The organism is Rhodoglobus galactosidasius (genome assembly GCF_054957775.1).
This window is the reverse complement of record NZ_JBQIAV010000011.1, coordinates 79,247-96,784: the sequence shown is the minus strand read 5'-3', so window position 1 is coordinate 96,784 and position 17,538 is coordinate 79,247. Positions and strand designations below refer to the sequence as shown.

Sequence of the window (17,538 nt, the reverse complement as noted above, 5' to 3'; positions counted from 1 at the left end):
GCTTCGTTCGGAAGCTCCCGCAGCCGCCAACATTCCCGACGACGACGTGGATCAACGAACCCGAAAAGGAAGGAACGAACTCAATGACCGGCTAAAGAAACTGACTCATAAAGGTTGACACCTTCCGGTGTCAGGTGCGACATCGACGATGCCGATGCCGGCCCCTCCGCCCCCTCCGCCATAGGTGAAGTACTCGGGAGCTGGCACCCCGGCCTCGAAGTCGTCGACGGTCGAGAGGGTGGCCGCCGCGGCGGGGACCCCTCCAACCGCTGTCGGCACGATGAGCGCCGGCACGGCAACCGCGGCGGCGATTATCCGTGAGAGCGCTCTCACAGTAGTGGACATTTCTGCTCCCCTAGATCGTCGACGACCCCCATTGGCCGCCTTGTCCGACCGTCGCCGGTTAGATTCCGTCATCATAGTCATGAAAATGCACGAGTCACAAAGCAAATTATTCTGGGGCGTCGCACCAAGAGGGAAACTTCCGGGATTCACAGGGGTCGCCTCTAGAGTTCTGACATGCGCGTTCTCGTAACCGGAGCAACAGGATATTTGGGTGGCCGACTCGTTCCTCGGCTAATCGATGCTGGGCACACCGTGCGTGTACTCGTGCGCAACCCCCGCAAACTGCGTGACGTTCCGTGGCGCGATGATGTTGAGACAGTCGTCGGCGATCTTACGGATGCCGAAACGCTTACCGATGCGCTAGCCGACATCGACGCGCTCTACTACCTTGTGCATGCAATGGGCGCCAAGGGTGACTTTGAGGAGACCGAAAAGCTATCGGCGACCAACGTTGCCGAGGCAGCCAAGAGCACCGGGGTATCGCGCATCGTCTATCTTGGCGGTCTCCACCCCGAGGGCGAAGTCAGCGAGCTCAGTCGGCACTTGCGCAGCCGTGCTGAGGTTGGCCGCATCCTCATGGATTCGGGTGTGCCGACTATCGCCTTCAACGCGGGCGTCGTGATCGGCTCAGGCTCGGCATCGTTCGAAATGATCCGTCACCTCACCGAAGTTTTGCCATACATGCCTGCGCCGAAGTGGGTGCGCAACTTCATTCAGCCGATCGCCGTGCGCGACGTGCTCTATTACCTTGTCAGTGCGCTTGAGCTGCCCAAAGAGCTCAACCGCAGTTTCGACATCGGTGGGCCGGATGTGCTGCGCTACGGACAGATGATGAACGGTTACGCTCTCGAGGCTGGCCTTCACCAGCGCCCCATCGCGTCCCTACCGGTGCTGACTCCCTGGCTCGCCTCGCAGTGGGTAAATCTGGTGACTCCCATTCCGCGGCTGCTCGCGGTGCCGATCATCGAGTCGCTCCAGTTCGACTGCGTCGTGCGCGATGATTCCGTTTCTGATTTCATTCCTGAGCCAGAGGGTGGCCTCACGGGCTATCGTGCCTCGGTGCGGTTGGCGCTCGTCAAGATGCGCGACGGCGAAGTTGAGACAAGTTGGCAGGATGCCACGGTTGCTGGTGCCCCGAGTGATCCGATCCCGAGCGATCCCGAGTGGACTGGCCACACAGTCTTTACCGACCTGCGTGAACGTCGCACTCCGGCGTCTCCGGATGCGCTCTGGGCGGTTGTTGAGGGCATTGGAGGAGAGAACGGGTGGTATTCGCTCCCGCTGGCGTGGGCTTTGCGAGGCTGGGCCGATAAGCTAGTCGGTGGGGTCGGTCTTCGTCGTGGACGCCGGCATCCGAGTACTCTCAACACGGGGGATGCACTCGACTTCTGGCGAGTCGAAAGCATCGATCGCGGGCACAGTCTTCGTCTTCGCGCTGAGATGAAACTGCCGGGTCGGGCATGGCTCGAATTGACCGTTGACGATAGCGGTGACGGTGGCTCGCTCTATCGACAGCGCGCAGTATTTTTTCCTAGCGGCTTGGGTGGTCGCCTGTATTGGCTCGCGATCCTTCCGTTTCATGGCGTGATCTTTAGCGGCATGGTCAACAGGATCGTTGCGGCGGCAGAAGCTGACGACGCGGACTGAGTGTTCTCCGCGAGCTGTCGGATTGCGCTACTTTTGGCTAATGTCTGGAATCGTCGTTGTCGGCAGTGCAAATATTGATCAGGTCTTTCGTGTGGATCGTATTCCTTCGCCGGGAGAGACCGTGCTCTCGCATGGAGTGAGCACAGCCCTCGGCGGCAAAGGTCAAAACCAAGCCGTCGCCGCAGCTCGCGCTGGAGTCGAGACCACCTTCATCGGTGCGGTCGGAGCGGACTCCTTTGGCGAAATGGTTCGCACGGGTCTGAGCGACGATTCCATTGGTGTCGCGCAATTGCGCACCTCAGTCAAACCAACGGGCACCGCACTGATCGCCGTTGACGGCACGGGTGAGAATACGATCATTGTCGAGCCCGGCGCCAACAGCGAAGTTACTGCTCTCACCCGCGCGGATGCTGAAGCGATCAGTGCTGCGTCGGCCTTGATGATGCAATTGGAGATTCCGCTCGCCACCGTCGTTGAGGCAGCAGGTATTGCTCAGGCGGCGGGCACGCGCGTGATCCTGAATGCTGCTCCGATCCAAGAGTTGCCGCAGGCGTTGCTCGACACGCTTGATGTGCTAATTGTGAACGAGCACGAAGCTGCTGAGTTGGCCCGCTACAACGGTCTGGCTCCTGAGCTTGACGGGTTGGGCGAGCGACTGCTCGCCCTTGTTCCTGCTGTGATTGTGACCTTGGGATCCCAGGGCGCGTCGTTGCATCGGGCAGGATCCGAGGAGGTTGTGGTGCCCGCTCATCGGGTCACCGCGGTCGACGCCACTGGTGCCGGCGATACCTTCTGCGGTGCCTTCGCTGCGGGCTTTGTCGAGGAGATGCTGGCGGATGACGCTCTGCGATTCGCGGTAGCTGCGGCATCCATTTCGGTGGAGAGCCACGGGGCGGTGCCGTCGATCCCGTTGCGCGCTGCTATTGAGACACGCGCAAAAGAATCCGGCAATTAGATAACAGATTGATAACAGGCTCGCTATAGTGGGGTAACCGTGAACGTGCGGCAACCCGACAAAGGATGGCGAGTCAATGGTGACATCGCAGAACCCGGCACCCGCATATCGTGACCAACGCATGCGCAGAGCCGCCCTTGCAGCAGCAATGGTCACCGCAATCACTCTCGCGCTAGTGCTGAACGCCAACGTCACTCGCGTTCATGCCGCCGGCGCATTCTCATCTCTGCGCTCGCCGGGGGAGGTCGCCTTCATTGCAGGCCACCGCGGCGACAAGACGGTTGCACCCGAAAACACCTTGGAAGCTCTCGGCCAAGCGCTCAATAGCGCGGCAGATTATGTCGAAACTGATGTGCAGCTGACTGCTGACGGCGTACCCGTGCTGATGCACGACTGGACGGTTGATCGAACGACCAATGGCACGGGTCCGGTGTGGAAGTACGACTACGAAGAGCTGTCAGCACTCGACGCTGGCTCGTGGTTTGGTGAAGAGTTTGCGGACGCAACGGTGCCAACGCTCGAAGAGTTTCTTAACCTGCTGCGCTGGTCAACTAAGAATGCGATCCTCGAGCTCAAAGGTTCCTGGACTGATGAGCAGGTAAGGCTCATCGCCAACCTGATTGCACGTCACGGCGTCAGCGATCACGTCATGATCGGCAGTTTTGACATCATGACCCTACAAGCGTTGCAGCGAGTGAGCCCCGAGCTGCCGGGAATGCTTATCGTGCGCGACATTATTGGAGACCCTGGCGCGCTTGCGACAGCTGCGGGAGTAGTTGCCCTGGTGACCAGCAAGAAAGCCATTACGCAAGACCCCGAACTCGTGCAGCGCGTGCATGATGCCGGTCTCGGCATACTCATCTACACGCTCAACGACTCTGAGACGTGGTCGGATGCCGTGTCGCTGGGCGTCGACGGAATCGTTACCGATCGCCCGGCCGAGTTGGGGGAGTGGATCGCCCATGAGTTCACCGAGCCTGACGATCTTCCCTTAGCGAAGAACGTGCGCGCGGCAGGTTAGAGCGAACCGACGAGGGCTCGGTAAAAGTTGATGCCGTCGAGAAAGCTGCTGACGAGCATCCGTTCGTTCCGTGCATGAAGTGTGTCTCGCACCTCACGAGCCATGGCAAAGGGGGTGAAACGGTAGACACCGCGACTAATGCGCGTGAAGTGGCGGCTATCTGTGGCCCCGTTTTGCACGTAGGGAGTGACGACCGTTCGCGGAAAGCTCTTTTCGATAGTCGATCGTAGTAGTTCCCACGCGAGTCCAGTGGTTGGTGAGACGGGCGAGGGCTCACCGGGGGATTCCACGGTGATTCTGACGCGCTTGTCGCTGATGGCGCGGGTCACGTGCTTGAGCGTGGCCTCCAGACTGGAGTTCACGGCGATTCGAACATTGATGATTGCACTGACACGCTCGGGCAGCGCGTTCACCGCATGGCCGCCTTCGAGCATCGTCACGGCTTGTGTTGTGCGCAGCATTGCGGCCAGTTCGTCGCTCTTGCGCACCAGAATGGGCACGAGCACCGGCCGAGTCCACGACACGTTGCGCAGCAGGAACCCGGTGAACCCTCCAGCATGCTCACCCAGAATGCGAAGTAGGTCAGAGCCCGTCGGTGTCAGGCGAGCGGGGAACGGGCGTGAGTTGAGTCGAATAATCGCGTGCGCGAGTCGGACTGCGGCAGGCGTGCGCGGCGGTGTGGATGCGTGTCCGCCTGGCTGATCGACGGTCAAACGCAACGTAGCTGTGCCCTTTTCGGCGACCCCGACGACAGCCATAGGTGCTTCTACCTGGTCGAATACGTCGTCGACGATCGCACCGCCCTCATCAAGCACCATGACGGGTTTCACTCCACGTCGCTCAAGCAGATCGACGATCGCTGAAGCTCCAGTGCCGTGTGTTTCTTCGTCGTGCCCAAAGCACAGATAAATGTCTTGAGCGGGCATCAGTCCAGCTTCTAGCTGGGACTCAACCGCTTCAAGGATCGCAACTACCGAACCCTTGTTATCGAGTGTTCCTCGGCCCCAGATGAGCTGCTGGTCGCCTTTGCCACTCAACTCCCCGGCAAAGGGTGGGCGTTTCCACCCTTCAGGGGGCGCAGCCACAACATCGTAGTGAGCCAAGAGTACCGAGGGCTCGGTGGATGATCGCCCACGCCAACGAAAGACGAGAGAGTAATCGAGCACCGTTTCACGCTCTAGGCGGCTGTGGCACAGCGGATAGAGTTTGCGCAACGCTAGGGCGAAGCGGGTGAACTCGGTCCATTCGGTGGTGTCAGCGTCTTCGCGAGAAACTGTAGGGATTCGCACGAGCTCTTGCAGGTGTTCGACAGCCAAGGCACTCTTCATACGTTGACTCTATCGAGAGCGGAGCACTGATTTCACGGTCGTCACGCTGCAGACGGCGTGCGACCGCTGCGTGGTGAGTGTGTTGCGACCGGTATATTTGATCTAGTGAGCGCAACCTATCCCGACAGACCTCGCCGAGTAGTTCTTCCGGCGGCGATACTCGCTGTGCTCGTGCTTCTGGTTGGCGCAGGCATCATCGAAACTGAGATCTTCACCGTGGTTCGCTACGTGGTGAGTATTCTGGCGCTGATCTGTGTGGTGCTTGTGGTGCAGGCACGCCAATGGTGGTGGGCGATTGGTCTGGTTCCGATAGCGATTCTCTGGAATCCGGTGTTTCCGATTGGCGTCGCTGATACCCAGCTATTCGCAGGATTGCACTACATCGCCGCGCTCGTATTAATCATTATCGGCGTTGCCGTTCGGGTCACAGATTCCCAAAGTCGAGCTTAATTCGCTCGAGTAGCGCACGATCGTCATTTTCTGCGTACACTAGGAACGCATCCCTTGAGACCACCAATCGCACCGCAGTTGGGTCTGGCTCACTCGAGTGGATGTTGTCACTCAGTATGAGGTCCCATTCGTGGCAACGTCTACGAGTCTTCGATCTATGTGACTGAGCTTTTTGCCTAGCGCCAGGAGAACAATTGACCAACTCGTCAAAGACCGATCCCTCGCAGCGCAACAAGCGACCCAAAAACTCTGGGCAGCGACAAGCAGGCGGGCAGCGTCGGCGTGGGCGACCCGGTGACGATACCGGAGTCATCCCCGTACTCGCCCGTGCCGCCCGCGAGGTCGAAACGGCTGTGCAGAAGGGGCCGCTCAAGCCAGCCAACCGTGCACGCTTCCAGGTTGCTGCTCTGCTGCTGCGCGAAGAGCGCGCCAGGGTCAAGGTCGATGCGACGCTGTCGGACTCTGAACGAGCCAACGAACAAAAGCGCCTCGATGGCCTCGCCGGCATCCTCGCAAAAACGGCCGCACGTGACACCAGCCTGCTGTCGATGCTGGGGGAGGCCGCCCCGATCACTCCCGCAGCGAAGGCGCTGCGTCGCGATCTCCTGCTGGCCGCTGGCGTTGAGCTCAGCCCAGAAGAACTGATCATTTCTGTCGAACCAAAGCCTGTCGACAAACAGACCGAGAAGCAGGTCGTGCCAGCATCCGTTCGTCAGATGCAGATGGCTAACCCATTCTTAGCTCCCGACTTCAGCGCCGTGGCCGCAAAGCCCGAGCATGGCAATCGTCTTGCCAACTGGGAGCTCATTGACCCGCTGTTCCGTGCGTTCGAGCACGGCTCTGGCGGCGGCGCTGCGTCGATGGATCTGCCAGAAGCATCATCGCTTCGCACCCGCGGAAACCTCGACCTCATGCGTCACCAGGCTCGCTTCGTTGAAGTTGTCAAACAGGGGCATCGCACGTTCCTGCTGGCCGACGAGCCAGGGCTAGGCAAGACTGCTCAGGCGCTGATGGCGGCCGAAGCCTCAAATTCTTATCCACTGCTCGTCGTTGTACCCAACGTCGTCAAGACCAACTGGGAACGCGAAGTAGAACTGTGGACCCCCGGTCGCAGCGCGACTGTTGTGCACGGTGATGGCGACACTGTCGACGCGTTCAGCGACGTCGTGATCGTCAACTACGAAGTACTCGACCGCCACGTCGGATGGCTCGGCCGTTTCGGCTTCAAAGGCATGGTTGTCGACGAAGCTCACTTCATTAAGAACCTCAAATCTGAACGCTCGAAGCATGTGCTGAGCCTGTCGCGCAGCATCCGTGCGACCTACCCGAAAGCGCTCCTGATGGCGCTCACGGGCACCCCTCTCATCAACTCGATTGAAGACTTCCGCGCAATTTGGCAGTACTTGGGCTGGATCGACGGCACTAAGCCGCTCGCCCCGCTCATGTCCAAGCTCGAAGAATCCGATCTCACCCCGGCAGACCCCGGCTTCTTCTCTGAAGCCCGACGCGCAGTTATCGATATGGGCATCGTGCGCCGCAAGAAAGTGGATGTTGCAGCCGACATTCCCGCACGTCGCATCGCCGACATCCCGGTTGAGCTCGACGATGACCTTGGTCGCTCCATCCGGGCCGCCGAACAAGCTCTTACCGCGCGCCTCGTCGACCGCTTCACTCGAGTGCGCAACCTCAAACCAGACGTCGCGGTCGAAGATCTCATTCGTGTGGTCGCACATGCCGAGCTCGAGGAGTCCAAGAGCGCAACCACCGGTGAGAACGTCTTCACCATGGTGCGCCGCATCGGTCAGGCAAAAGCAACGCTCGCCGCCGACTACACCGCTCAACTGGCCCGCTCGGTCGGCAAGGTCGTGTTCTTTGCGAAGCACATCGACGTGATGGATACTGCCGAGGCCCACTTCGCGAAGGTCGGCCTCAAATCCGTCTCCATCCGTGGTGACCAGAGCGCCAAAGCACGTCAGCACGCAATCGACTCGTTTGCCGATGACCCCGAGGTCGCAGTAGTGGTCGCGTCGCTCACCGCAGCAGGCGTCGGGTTGAACCTGCAGGCGGCATCCAACGTCGTTCTCGCAGAGCTCAGCTGGACTAACGCTGAACAGACTCAGGCTATCGACCGCGTGCACCGCATTGGTCAGGAGCTTCCGGTCACCGCATGGCGCATCATTGCGGCGCACACCATCGACGCTCGAATCGCTGAGCTGATCGATAGCAAAGCGGGTCTCGCTGCGCGTGCGCTCGACGGTTCTGATGAAGAAGTCGTCGCAGAGTCGAACGTGCAGTTGCAGGCGCTGTCAGCGCTGCTGCGTGATGCAATCAAGAATTAGCAATCCGTTAAGAACTGCCTTTATAGCCTCTGGTCTCCTTCTGCCTCGAATGGTGGCGAAGCGTAGACTGAAGGTGTGAGTGACACGCAGGTTTTGTCGTGCCAAACGTCAACGGAGATGAGAACCAACAGTTGAGCAACGCCTCTTCGCAGAACACCACTACCCGCATCGAATCCGATTCGCTCGGCTCGCTCGAAATTCCTGCAGAAGCCTATTGGGGAGTGCACACTCTCCGTGCGATGCAGAACTTTCCGATTACGCGACGTGCGATCTCCGTCTACCCCGATCTTGTGCGCGCGTTGGCGCACATCAAGCAGGCGGCGGCTCGTGCCAACGCCGAGCTTGGCGTGCTCGAGTCTAAGAAGGCGCACGCGATTGACGCCGCCTGCCAGGAGATCCTCGACGGTGCACTGCACGCAGAGTTCTGTGTCGGTGTTATTCAGGGCGGTGCTGGCACCTCAACCAACATGAACGCCAACGAGGTCATCGCTAACCGCGCCCTCGAGATTTTGGGTCACCAGAAGGGCGAATACTCGTTCCTTCACCCCATTGACGACGTCAACCGCAGCCAGAGCACCAACGATGTCTACCCGACTGCGATCAAGCTCGCGATGGTCTTTGGTGTTCATCGTTTGCTTGTTGAGCACGAACTGCTGTCTGGTGCCTTTGCCGCGAAGGGTCGCGAGTTCGTCAAGATCCTCAAGATCGGCCGCACGCAGATGCAAGACGCGGTTCCGATGACGCTTGGCCAAGAGTTCACTGGCTTCTCGCACACGCTCGAGGAAGACCACGCCCGACTTACTGATGTCTTGCCCTTCATGAGCGAGATTAATATGGGTGCTACCGCGATCGGTACGGGGATTACCGCGGATTCTCGGTATGCAGAGGCGGTTCGACGCCATCTGACCGACGCCACTGGCATCGAGATGAAAACCGCCTTCGACCTGATCGAAGCCACAAGCGACGTGGGAATCTTCATGTCGTTGAGCGGTATTCTCAAGCGTTCCGCCGTGAAGCTCTCCAAGATCTGTAACGACCTTCGCTTGCTCTCGAGCGGCCCCCAGGCTGGATTCGGCGAGATCAATCTGCCGGCCAAGCAGGCAGGCTCATCGATCATGCCCGGCAAAGTAAATCCGGTGATTCCTGAGGTTGTTAACCAGGTCGCCTTCAGCGTCATCGGTGCGGATGCCACGGTCACGGCCGCTGCGGAAGCTGGGCAGTTGCAGCTCAACGCTTTCGAACCCGTCATCGCGCACTCGTTGCTTCAGTCGTTGGAATGGATGACGAATGCCTGCCGCACGCTGCGCGAAAACTGCATCAATGGCATCACCGCCAATGAGGAACGTCTTGCGGCACAGGTCGAGTCGAGCGTTGGAGTCGTTACTGCTCTCACGCCGTACATTGGCTACGCGGCGGCGGCTACTCTCGCGCACACGGCACTCACGACCAACGCATCAATTGCGCAGCTTGTCGTGTCTACTGGGCTCATGAAAGAAGAAGACGTTGCCCGGGTGCTTACCCCGGAACGCTTGAGTGGTGTTTCGCCCATGACCGCCGCGATTACCCTTCCCTGGTTGGACGAGGAAAAGTAGCCGGCTCTGAGCGCTACTTCTGTGGAGCGGTAACGTCGAACTCTGGATCGTCGTCGTCATCGTCGAGTGGCGCGAGAGCTTCGTCGCGCGCTTTTCCCGCAGTGGTGAAGGCGCGATCGATCGCGCTCTCACCACGCTCGCGAAGTTCAGCAGCGGTATGGGTGGCGTTTTCGCGCACGTCGCTCGCGGTGTGAGTCACGCGACCAACAACATCCCGCGCCGATGTGGATGCCCGATTGGCGAGATCCTTAGCCGAGCCCTTGGCGGTTTCAGCAAGATCCTTCGCTGAAGTCTTGGCGGTCTCGGCGAACTCTTTGGCAGTTCCCTTGGCCAATTCTGCGACCTCGCGCGCAGTCTCGGCAACATCCTTGGCGGTACTGGTAACGAATCCCGGTGTGGCTTTAGCAACTGCTTCAGCCTTGTCGCGCAGAATCGGCGCCTGCGTGCGCGCATAGTCCTCGACAGTTGTGCGTGCCTTAGACACACGAGGGCTCTCCCAGAGCTCCGTAGCCTTGCCCTTCATCTGGTCGTAGCGTTCGCGGCCGGCGCGCGCGCCAATAACATATCCGATGGCGATACCGAGTCCGAGCTTTATGAGTCTGGCGTTCATAGCTCCAGCCTACGGCGAGGTGACGTCTCTCTCCACCTGCGTTGGGCGAGAACGCCACAAATGCATGCACGCATAGCTACGCCACGGCGCCCAGCGCGAGGCATACTGCGTCAATCCTGTCGCGGTAGCGGGAACGCCCAGTTCTCCCGCGCCTTGGCGAACAACAAGGTCGCTGCTGAGCATGATGTCGGGGTTTCCGAGCACCCGCATTGCCGTGTAACCGGCGGTCCACGGGCCGATTCCTGGCATCGCGATCAACCTTGCTGTGAATTCGTCGACAGGGGTCGAAACGTCGAGGTTGAGATCGCCGGATGCGAGGGCTTCGGCGACCGCGAGAATACTCGCGACTCTGGTTCGGGGGCCGCGAAGTACCTCAGCGCCAGACTCTGCCAGTCGTGTCGCGGTCGGAAACAACCCATCGCTGCCGAGCTCGCGCGCAACGCGTGCGTGCACTGTGCGTGCCGCTGCAACGGAAATCTGCTGACCAATCAACGTGCGAAACAGCGTTTCTTCTGTGTCAACGCTCCCGGGGAGACGCATTCCGGGCACCCGCGCGACCGATGAGACCAACGCCGGATCCGAGGCTAGGGCGCGATCGATTGCGTGCGAATCTGCGTCGAGGTCGAAAAGACGGCGCACTCGAGCAACGAGCGGCGCGACATCCGAAATTTTTGCTAGTTGGGCTGTGCAGAGGATGCCTTGGTCGATCAATTGCATGCGCACGGTCGCTACACCGCCCGGCAGGCGCAGTGCTCGTTCGAGGCTGTTCTCGGTTGCCGTCTCGACTCCGTCGACAGCATGATTCGCAAAGAACGTCATGAGTCCCGCGCCGTCGAATGGTGCGCGAGTAGGTAACCGAAGAGTCAACGTCGACGGTCGTTCCTGAGCGAGATGCGGATGTGCTGACGTGCCGCGTCGAGCGAGGGTGCGCAACTGGCTTGGCGTGGTTTCGTACACGGCTTGGATCGTGTCGTTGAACTGCCGGATGCTAGAGAAGCCAGCGGCAAAGGCGACGTCTGAGATGCTCAGCTCTGTTGCGCTCAGCAGCGTTCTCGCGGCTTGGGCTCGGTGCGCGCGGGCCAGTGCGAGGGGGCCAGCGCCGAGTTCTGCCGACAGTACACGGGTGAGGTGGCGGCTGGTGTAGCCCAGGCGGGAAGAGAGACCAGACACTCCTTCGCGTTCGACGACGCCGTCGCCGATGAGGCGCATTGCGCGCGAAGCGAGGTCGTCGCTGAGGTTCCAGTCGGGGGAGCCAGGCACCGCGTCGGGCTGGCATCGCTTGCAGGCGCGCAGGCCAGCTTCATGGGCGGCGGCGGCGGTGCGATAGAACCGCACATTGCGTGGTTTGGGGGCGACAGCCGGACAGCTTGGTCGGCAGTAGATTCCGGTGGAATGCACTCCGGCAATGAACTGCCCGTCGAAGCGGGCATCCCGCGAGCAGAGTGCTCGGTATTGTTCATCAAAGCTCAGAGTGGGGGCGGACATGACTTAAGCGTGCCACCTCCGACCAGAGCTGACCAGCGGAAATCAGACATCACTCCTCCCGGGCTTCTGGTCGACTACTGCTCGTCGCACTGTCCTGATGGTGGACGAAGCGGCTACAGTCGCACCGTGGAATCTTCGTGGACAGCACTCACCTTTCTCGCCGCCGTCTGGCTCATCGCGTTCTCAACGCAATTGGCCGACTACGCGACAGCGCGCTTCGACCACCTCCGACTTGCTCGCGCTGTGCGAACCAGAGTGCGGCTGCATCCGGTTGCCTGGGTTGTTCCGGCGGCAGGTAGCGCGCTTGTGGTGATTGCGGTTGGCGTGGACTGGAGCACACGAACGTTCTTCGCCGACCCCGTCAACGTTCCTGGAGCTGTACTGATCGCCCTCAGCACAGTAGTTGTGCTTATTGCGATGGTCTCGGTCATCACCGTCGTCATAGTGCGGCCTCCAGCCGACAGCTACCGCCTTGTGCGTGACGAGCTCATCGAGCTCGCCGATGTGCGCTTGCATCAAGATCAGGTCGATGAGTTTCACACTCGCGTCGCTGCAATCGATGCCGCATCCAAAGATCGAAAGAGTTCGGATGCCACAACGATTTCCGCGGCGTTGCAACTGCTTGTGCGAACGCCCCAGCGGTTGATCGCTCCGGTCATTTCGCTCGCTGTTGCGATTGCGGCACTCGTGGAGATGGCGAACAATCCATCGCAGCCCTGGGTGTTCTTGGTTGCGCTGCTTTCTGTTATTGCTAGCGTGACCTTCGGCATCGCCGCAGTCCGTGCATCATCGGCGTTGCGTACAGCTGTGCGCTCGACACAGGACGTGTATCGCCGCGAGCTCGTCGGTCTTATCGTCGAAGCAGAACGGTCGTCGAAGAAACGGGTCGCAGGCCTTGGTGACCGTGTAGCTCGTGCGTTGAGCATCCTGCGGGAGCAGCAAGCCGCGCAGTAGGCCTCCCCAGAGAGGTGCTACTCGCACGCTAGGGTCTTTCACATGACCGCGAGCGATTCACCTTCCGTGACTCCCGATTTCACAGCATCCGCAGGTGTTGCCGCTCAGCAGCCGATGGCGGCTCCCGCTGAGGTCGCCAACGAAGCCCAGCAGAACCAGCTGCACGTTGGAGCACCTCCACGTCGGGGACCTGGCCTGCTCGTGCTCGGAATTGTGGGGGTTGTTGCTCTCTCATTTGTCTTGCTCTTTGTTGTTGTCTACGTGATTTCAGCAATCGGAACCGACGCTTTTGCCCTCGGCGGTGTCTTGGCTGTCGTGCCGCTGGCCGTCGTTTTCTTCACCGTGCGCTGGATTGACCGGTGGGAACCCGAGCCACGACTGGCAGTGGTCTTCGCATTCCTCTGGGGCGCCGGCGTTGCTGTCTTGCTCGCCCTTATTGTTGGCGCTGAGATCGACAACGTCATCGCAGCCCTCGGCGATCCCGGGCCCTCCTACGAGCTCTTCTCTGCCGTAATTCAAGCCCCGATTGTCGAAGAAGCAGGCAAGGCGCTTGGCATTCTCGTCATTTTCTGGGTCGCGCGCCGCCACTTTGACGGGCCGATTGATGGATTGGTCTATGCGGCGTGGATCGCTGGTGGGTTCGCCTTCACCGAGAACATCCTGTACTTCGGTTCTGCACTAGTCAGCCTCGACGGCGGCGGTGCCGGTCTCTTCCCAATGTTCTTGGTGCGGGGCCTTATGTCGCCTTTCGCCCACGTGATGTTCACCGCATGCGCCGGAATCGCTTTGGGGTTTGCTGCGCGATCCACGCGCACCGCCAGCGGAGTGGGGATCTTTGTTGTCGGGCTCGCCGTCGCGATTGGCCTTCACGCACTGTGGAATGGTGCGCTGTTCTTCGTCAACGACTTCTTCGGCTACTACGCCATAGTGCAGTTTCCCCTCTTCGTCGTGGCCATCGTGATTGTTCTTTATCTGCGTAAGCAGGAAGAGAAGATGACCTTTGACCGTCTTGCCGAATACGCGAGCGTCGGCTGGTTCAATCGTGATGAGGTGGCGGTGCTTGCTACCGCACGCGGTCGCCGACAGGCGCTTGCTTGGGCGGCCAAGAACAACAAGCGTGCTGCGATGCAGATCTACATTCAGGACGCCACGCGACTCGCATTCGCCCGCCAGCGCATCATTACGGGGCGAGACCGCATTAGTGCTACCACTGATGAAGCGGTGTTACTGGGTGCGGTTGTCGAGGCGCGGCATGCGCTCATGGGCACGCGGCATCCGCCACGCTAGCTATCGTGCAAGTTAGCGCTACCGCGAGCGACGAGATCGACCTGTGCGGCCATCCCCAGCTGCGAGTAGCCGAATAGCCCGTATCAAGACTCATCGCCCACCGGTGCGGCACTGCCTGCGACTCTGGTGAGCGATGAGTGTTACTGCTTTCAGAGTGCCATCAAGTTTCGCTGAGCGCAATAGTTAATCGGCGAATTCATAGTCAAAAACGGCGTACCATTGGAGGTCGCAATTTGGAGAGGAACCCGGATGTCATCGAGTGAACTTGCACGGGAACGGGACTACGTCCACGGCCTCTATCGCCGACTTGACTCGCTTCGGGACGCGGCGCAGCAACAGCTCGAGGCGGTGCGCAGAAGTGCACCGGGTGGAACCCATCAGAACCGTTCTGAGCGCGATGCATTTGCTCGCATCTACGAAGACCGGGTAGGTCAATTGCGTGAGATCGACGAGCGCTTGGCGTTCGGGCGGCTCGAATTGGAACCCGAAGGTGACGAGAGCGAGCGAGTGCTGCGCTATATCGGGCGGATCGGTCTTCGCGACGAGGACCAGTTGCCCCTCCTGCTTGATTGGCGGGTGCCTCAAGCGCGAGCCTTCTACCAGGCGACCGCGGCAACTCCGCTCGGTGCACGGGCCAGACGTCATCTCCAAAGCAGTGGGCGCAACATTGTGCGAATCGACGACGAAGTTTTTGACTCAGAAATTCTTGAGAGCGATGCGGTTTCGCTTCAGGGAGAGGCCGCGCTCATGGCGAGCCTCACCGCCGAACGTACCGGCCGAATGGGCGACATCGTGGCGACGATTCAGGCTGAGCAAGACGCCATTATCCGATCCGAGCTCAGCGGCGCTCTCGTTGTGCAGGGTGGCCCGGGAACAGGCAAGACGGCGGTTGCGCTTCATCGTGCTGCCTACCTGCTGTATTCGCACCGTGAACGGCTCTCGACATCCGGTGTGCTAATTGTTGGCCCGTCACGCTCATTCTTGCGCTATATCGAAGCTGTTTTGCCGTCACTCGGTGAGACCGGCGTAGTGCTGGCCAGCCTCGGGCAGTTGTTTCCTGGGGTGGATGCTCGACGCGAAGATATCGACGCGATCGCGAGCCTCAAGGGTTCCCTAGAAATGGCTGCTCTTATTCGGCGGGCTGTGCGGTCTCGCCAGGTGGTGCCTACCGAGACCCAGCGCATGGAAATCAACGGCGAAGCCCTTGATGTTCCTGCTGAGCTGATTCGTAGTGCGATGCAGAAGGCATGGGATTCTCACAAGCCGCACAATCTGGCGCGCGTGACGTTCAATAAGGCGGCGATCGCTGCGCTGAGCCGCATGCTCGCTGACCAGCTCCGCTCTCACGGCAACACGATTGATGACTCCGACCAGAAGTGGCTGCGCGAAGACATTCGCACCGCGCACGATGTCAAGGTCGCCCTCAACACCGCGTGGATGCCCCTCTCTCCCCACAAGCTTCTCAATGACCTCTACGCTCGCCCGACGTGGCTACACAGCCTCACGCCGCGCTGGAGCCCCGAGGAGAGGCAGCTGCTGCTGCGCGAGCGCGATGCGCCCTTCACCATTAGCGATGTTGCGTTGCTCGATGAGGCAGCAGAGTGGCTCGGCGAAGTGGATGTCGCACACACCGCGGCTGAACAGGAACATGCTCAGCAACGCAAGCGCGACCTCGAGAACGCGGCCGCCGCCATCCAGAACATGGGTGTTGAAGGCATGATCGATGCCGAGACTCTTGCCGACGGATTTGAGGTCAAAGTAGACCGAGCCTCGACGGCCGACATCGCTGCAGCAGATCGCTCGTGGGCGTACGGTCACATCGTTGTCGATGAGGCGCAGGAGCTTTCGCCCATGCAGTGGAGACTGTTGGGTCGTCGCAATCCGCTGAAGTCGTTCACGATTGTCGGTGACGTGGCTCAGGCAAGTGCGGCAGCGGCTGCGACTCGGTGGGATACCGCGCTCGCGGCACACGTCGGCAACACATGGCGGCTTGAAGAACTCACCGTCAACTACCGCACACCGTCACAAATTGTTGCGGTTGCCGAGGCCGTTGCGTTGGCACACGAGGTATCGATCACGCCGTCGCGCGCGGTTCGGGAGAGTCCGTGGCCGGTGGCGGTCACCGTGGCTACCGCCGAGACTCGTTCAGCGAGTGTTGTTGGGGCTGTGCGAAAGGATCGGGCAATTTCTGCTGACGGAACCATCGCGGTCATCGTGAGCGAATCGCTCAGTACCGAAACTATTGAAGCGCTCACGAGCAAGTTTCCGGGTCAGGTCGGCGAGGGTGCCGCAGGCCTCAATAAGCCGATCGCCGTGCTGACGCCTCGGGAATCGAAGGGCTTGGAGTTCGATTCGGTGGTTGTGGTTGAGCCGCAGCGCATCGTTGACGAGATCGCGCGCGGAGCTGCCGCGCTCTATGTTGCGATGACCCGACCAACCCAGCGCCTCAGTATTGTCGCTTCAGAGGGTCTTCCGGAAGGTATTGCCGTACCGAAGTAGAGTGCTCCCCGCTGTTCACCCCCCACTCGGGTAGGCCCAAAAGTGGGGGTTTCATGAAATTCTCAGGTTAGGCACTATGTATCTAGAAGTTATCCCTCGGGGGAGGGACCTTCACTCAGTAGCGAGTTTTCGCCACGAGTCGGGCCGGAGGCGGGGGAGCCTCCGGCCCAACGTATTTCTGCATGCGTTAAGGTGCGTGTGAGAGTTGGAGGGTCTGCGTGCCGCAGAATCGCGATCTTCGCGGCCGGATCGCTGGACAGTCAGCTATGGCCGCCTTAATCGAGGCGCAAGTGAATCGCGCGCCGCGAGGACGACTGGCGCGCACCTTTGGCGTTTCGCCTCTCACCGACGAAGGCAAAGCCCACTACCGCGGTGCTGTCGGCGAACTTCTCGTTGGATCGATCCTGGACCGGCTCGGTCACAGCTGGGATGTACTCCATGGGGTGCCGCTTGGGCTGTCATCGCTTGATCACTTTGCTGTCGGCCGGGCAGGAGTCTTTGCCGTCGTCGTCGTCAACTGCCAGGGCGATGAGGTTGCCATCAATGGTGATGAACTCATCGTTGCCAAGAGCATCAGGGCAGGCATCCTTGATGCGAGAGCTGCCGCGGCAATCGTTTCTGATTCGCTGGTCGACGCGCTCAATGACCGTATAGTGGTGACACCGGTGCTTGTCTTAGTTGAGCCGACCAAAGTCTTAACGCTGCAGGCACCCGACGACGTTCGGGTGCTCACCTCTCTGCAGCTCGAACAGTGGCTCCTTGCCGCTCCTGCAGTGCTCTCTGGTGAAGATGTTGCCGATATTTCCGGCACAGCCGAGGCCAGTGACACCTGGCCGCAACCTCAGCAGAGTGCGCGCAAGGCACGAAATCTGACACGGGCTTTCGTGCGCATCCATCACGATGTGCGTTCTGCGACGATGAGGCGCTTCTTGTGGGTGGTTGCCGCATTGATCGTCACTATGCTCTCTGTGTGGATCCTCGTGTCGATTGTGACTTCTGTTGTCGTGAGCGAGATGTGAGTCAGTT

At 60.2% G+C, this 17,538-nt stretch carries 14 protein-coding genes; 10 read left to right on the top strand and 4 right to left on the bottom strand.

Annotation, left to right across the window (positions count from 1 at the left end; translation table 11 throughout):
- Positions 1-105: 105 nt before the first annotated feature.
- Entirely contained in the window at positions 106-345 is a 240-nt protein-coding gene (locus ACTJJW_RS13430) for a hypothetical protein (protein ID WP_462645457.1), read from the bottom strand.
- A 174-nt stretch (positions 346-519) separates the two neighbouring features.
- Between ACTJJW_RS13430 and ACTJJW_RS13425 the strand changes: the two genes are divergently transcribed.
- The 3 genes from ACTJJW_RS13425 to ACTJJW_RS13415 all read left to right on the top strand — a co-directional run bounded on the left by ACTJJW_RS13425 (position 520) and on the right by ACTJJW_RS13415 (position 3,968).
- Positions 520-1,992: an SDR family oxidoreductase gene (locus ACTJJW_RS13425; protein WP_462645455.1), complete on the top strand. Its 1,473-nt coding sequence runs from the start codon at positions 520-522 to the stop codon at positions 1,990-1,992.
- Positions 1,993-2,032: 40 nt separating this feature from the next.
- A complete protein-coding gene (locus ACTJJW_RS13420; protein WP_462645453.1) occupies positions 2,033-2,947 on the top strand; it encodes a ribokinase in 915 nt (304 codons plus the stop codon).
- 76 nt (positions 2,948-3,023) lie between these two features.
- The gene (locus tag ACTJJW_RS13415) at positions 3,024-3,968 is read left to right on the top strand and encodes a glycerophosphodiester phosphodiesterase (protein WP_462645451.1); all 945 of its coding nucleotides are present in this window, start codon (positions 3,024-3,026) and stop codon (positions 3,966-3,968) included.
- On the opposite strand, the gene ACTJJW_RS13410 is transcribed toward ACTJJW_RS13415, so the two are convergent.
- Entirely contained in the window at positions 3,965-5,296 is a 1,332-nt protein-coding gene (locus ACTJJW_RS13410) for a M20/M25/M40 family metallo-hydrolase (protein ID WP_462645449.1), read from the bottom strand. The genes ACTJJW_RS13415 and ACTJJW_RS13410 overlap by 4 nt on opposite strands.
- A 105-nt stretch (positions 5,297-5,401) precedes the next feature.
- Between ACTJJW_RS13410 and ACTJJW_RS13405 the strand changes: the two genes are divergently transcribed.
- The 3 genes from ACTJJW_RS13405 (at position 5,402) to ACTJJW_RS13395 (ending at position 9,677) form a co-directional block, all read left to right on the top strand.
- Positions 5,402-5,746 (top strand): DUF6804 family protein, encoded by a 345-nt coding sequence (locus ACTJJW_RS13405; protein WP_462645447.1) that lies wholly within the window; start codon positions 5,402-5,404, stop codon positions 5,744-5,746.
- Positions 5,747-5,940: 194 nt separating this feature from the next.
- The gene (locus tag ACTJJW_RS13400) at positions 5,941-8,085 is read left to right on the top strand and encodes a DEAD/DEAH box helicase (RefSeq protein WP_462645445.1); all 2,145 of its coding nucleotides are present in this window, start codon (positions 5,941-5,943) and stop codon (positions 8,083-8,085) included.
- Between the two features lie 98 nt (positions 8,086-8,183).
- Positions 8,184-9,677 (top strand): aspartate ammonia-lyase, encoded by a 1,494-nt coding sequence (locus tag ACTJJW_RS13395; protein ID WP_462645443.1) that lies wholly within the window; start codon positions 8,184-8,186, stop codon positions 9,675-9,677.
- Positions 9,678-9,690: 13 nt separating this feature from the next.
- Here ACTJJW_RS13395 and ACTJJW_RS13390 read toward each other — a convergent pair whose 3' ends face one another.
- Both ACTJJW_RS13390 and ACTJJW_RS13385 read right to left on the bottom strand, forming a co-directional pair.
- Complete coding sequence (locus tag ACTJJW_RS13390) at positions 9,691-10,287, bottom strand: protoporphyrinogen oxidase (protein WP_462645441.1); 597 nt, start codon at positions 10,285-10,287, stop codon at positions 9,691-9,693.
- A gap of 9 nt (positions 10,288-10,296) precedes the next feature.
- Positions 10,297-11,772: an AlkA N-terminal domain-containing protein gene (locus ACTJJW_RS13385; RefSeq protein WP_462645439.1), complete on the bottom strand. Its 1,476-nt coding sequence runs from the start codon at positions 11,770-11,772 to the stop codon at positions 10,297-10,299.
- 126 nt (positions 11,773-11,898) lie between these two features.
- On the opposite strand from ACTJJW_RS13385, the gene ACTJJW_RS13380 reads away from it, so the two are divergent.
- From ACTJJW_RS13380 to ACTJJW_RS13365, 4 genes are all read left to right on the top strand, one after another.
- Positions 11,899-12,726 carry a hypothetical protein gene (locus ACTJJW_RS13380; protein WP_462645437.1) on the top strand — a complete coding sequence of 276 codons (828 nt, stop codon included), beginning with the start codon at positions 11,899-11,901 and terminating at the stop codon, positions 12,724-12,726.
- Positions 12,727-12,768: 42 nt separating this feature from the next.
- On the top strand, positions 12,769-14,013 hold the full coding sequence (locus ACTJJW_RS13375; RefSeq protein ID WP_462645435.1) for a PrsW family intramembrane metalloprotease: 1,245 nt from the start codon (positions 12,769-12,771) through the stop codon (positions 14,011-14,013).
- 249 nt (positions 14,014-14,262) lie between these two features.
- The gene (locus ACTJJW_RS13370; protein ID WP_462645433.1) at positions 14,263-16,512 is read left to right on the top strand and encodes a HelD family protein; all 2,250 of its coding nucleotides are present in this window, start codon (positions 14,263-14,265) and stop codon (positions 16,510-16,512) included.
- A gap of 266 nt (positions 16,513-16,778) precedes the next feature.
- Positions 16,779-17,531: a nuclease-related domain-containing protein gene (locus ACTJJW_RS13365; RefSeq protein WP_462645432.1), complete on the top strand. Its 753-nt coding sequence runs from the start codon at positions 16,779-16,781 to the stop codon at positions 17,529-17,531.
- Positions 17,532-17,538: the final 7 nt, after the last annotated feature.

Coding starts and splice junctions, on each gene's coding strand:
- ACTJJW_RS13385 (WP_462645439.1), bottom strand. CDS start 11,772: ATGTCCGCCCCCACTCTGAGCTTTGATGAACAATACCGAGCACTCTGC.
- ACTJJW_RS13425 (WP_462645455.1), top strand. CDS start 520: ATGCGCGTTCTCGTAACCGGAGCAACAGGATATTTGGGTGGCCGACTC.
- ACTJJW_RS13410 (WP_462645449.1), bottom strand. CDS start 5,296: ATGAAGAGTGCCTTGGCTGTCGAACACCTGCAAGAGCTCGTGCGAATC.
- ACTJJW_RS13370 (WP_462645433.1), top strand. CDS start 14,263: ATGTCATCGAGTGAACTTGCACGGGAACGGGACTACGTCCACGGCCTC.
- ACTJJW_RS13365 (WP_462645432.1), top strand. CDS start 16,779: ATGGCCGCCTTAATCGAGGCGCAAGTGAATCGCGCGCCGCGAGGACGA.
- ACTJJW_RS13390 (WP_462645441.1), bottom strand. CDS start 10,287: ATGAACGCCAGACTCATAAAGCTCGGACTCGGTATCGCCATCGGATAT.
- ACTJJW_RS13430 (WP_462645457.1), bottom strand. CDS start 345: ATGTCCACTACTGTGAGAGCGCTCTCACGGATAATCGCCGCCGCGGTT.
- ACTJJW_RS13415 (WP_462645451.1), top strand. CDS start 3,024: ATGGTGACATCGCAGAACCCGGCACCCGCATATCGTGACCAACGCATG.
- ACTJJW_RS13375 (WP_462645435.1), top strand. CDS start 12,769: ATGACCGCGAGCGATTCACCTTCCGTGACTCCCGATTTCACAGCATCC.
- ACTJJW_RS13420 (WP_462645453.1), top strand. CDS start 2,033: ATGTCTGGAATCGTCGTTGTCGGCAGTGCAAATATTGATCAGGTCTTT.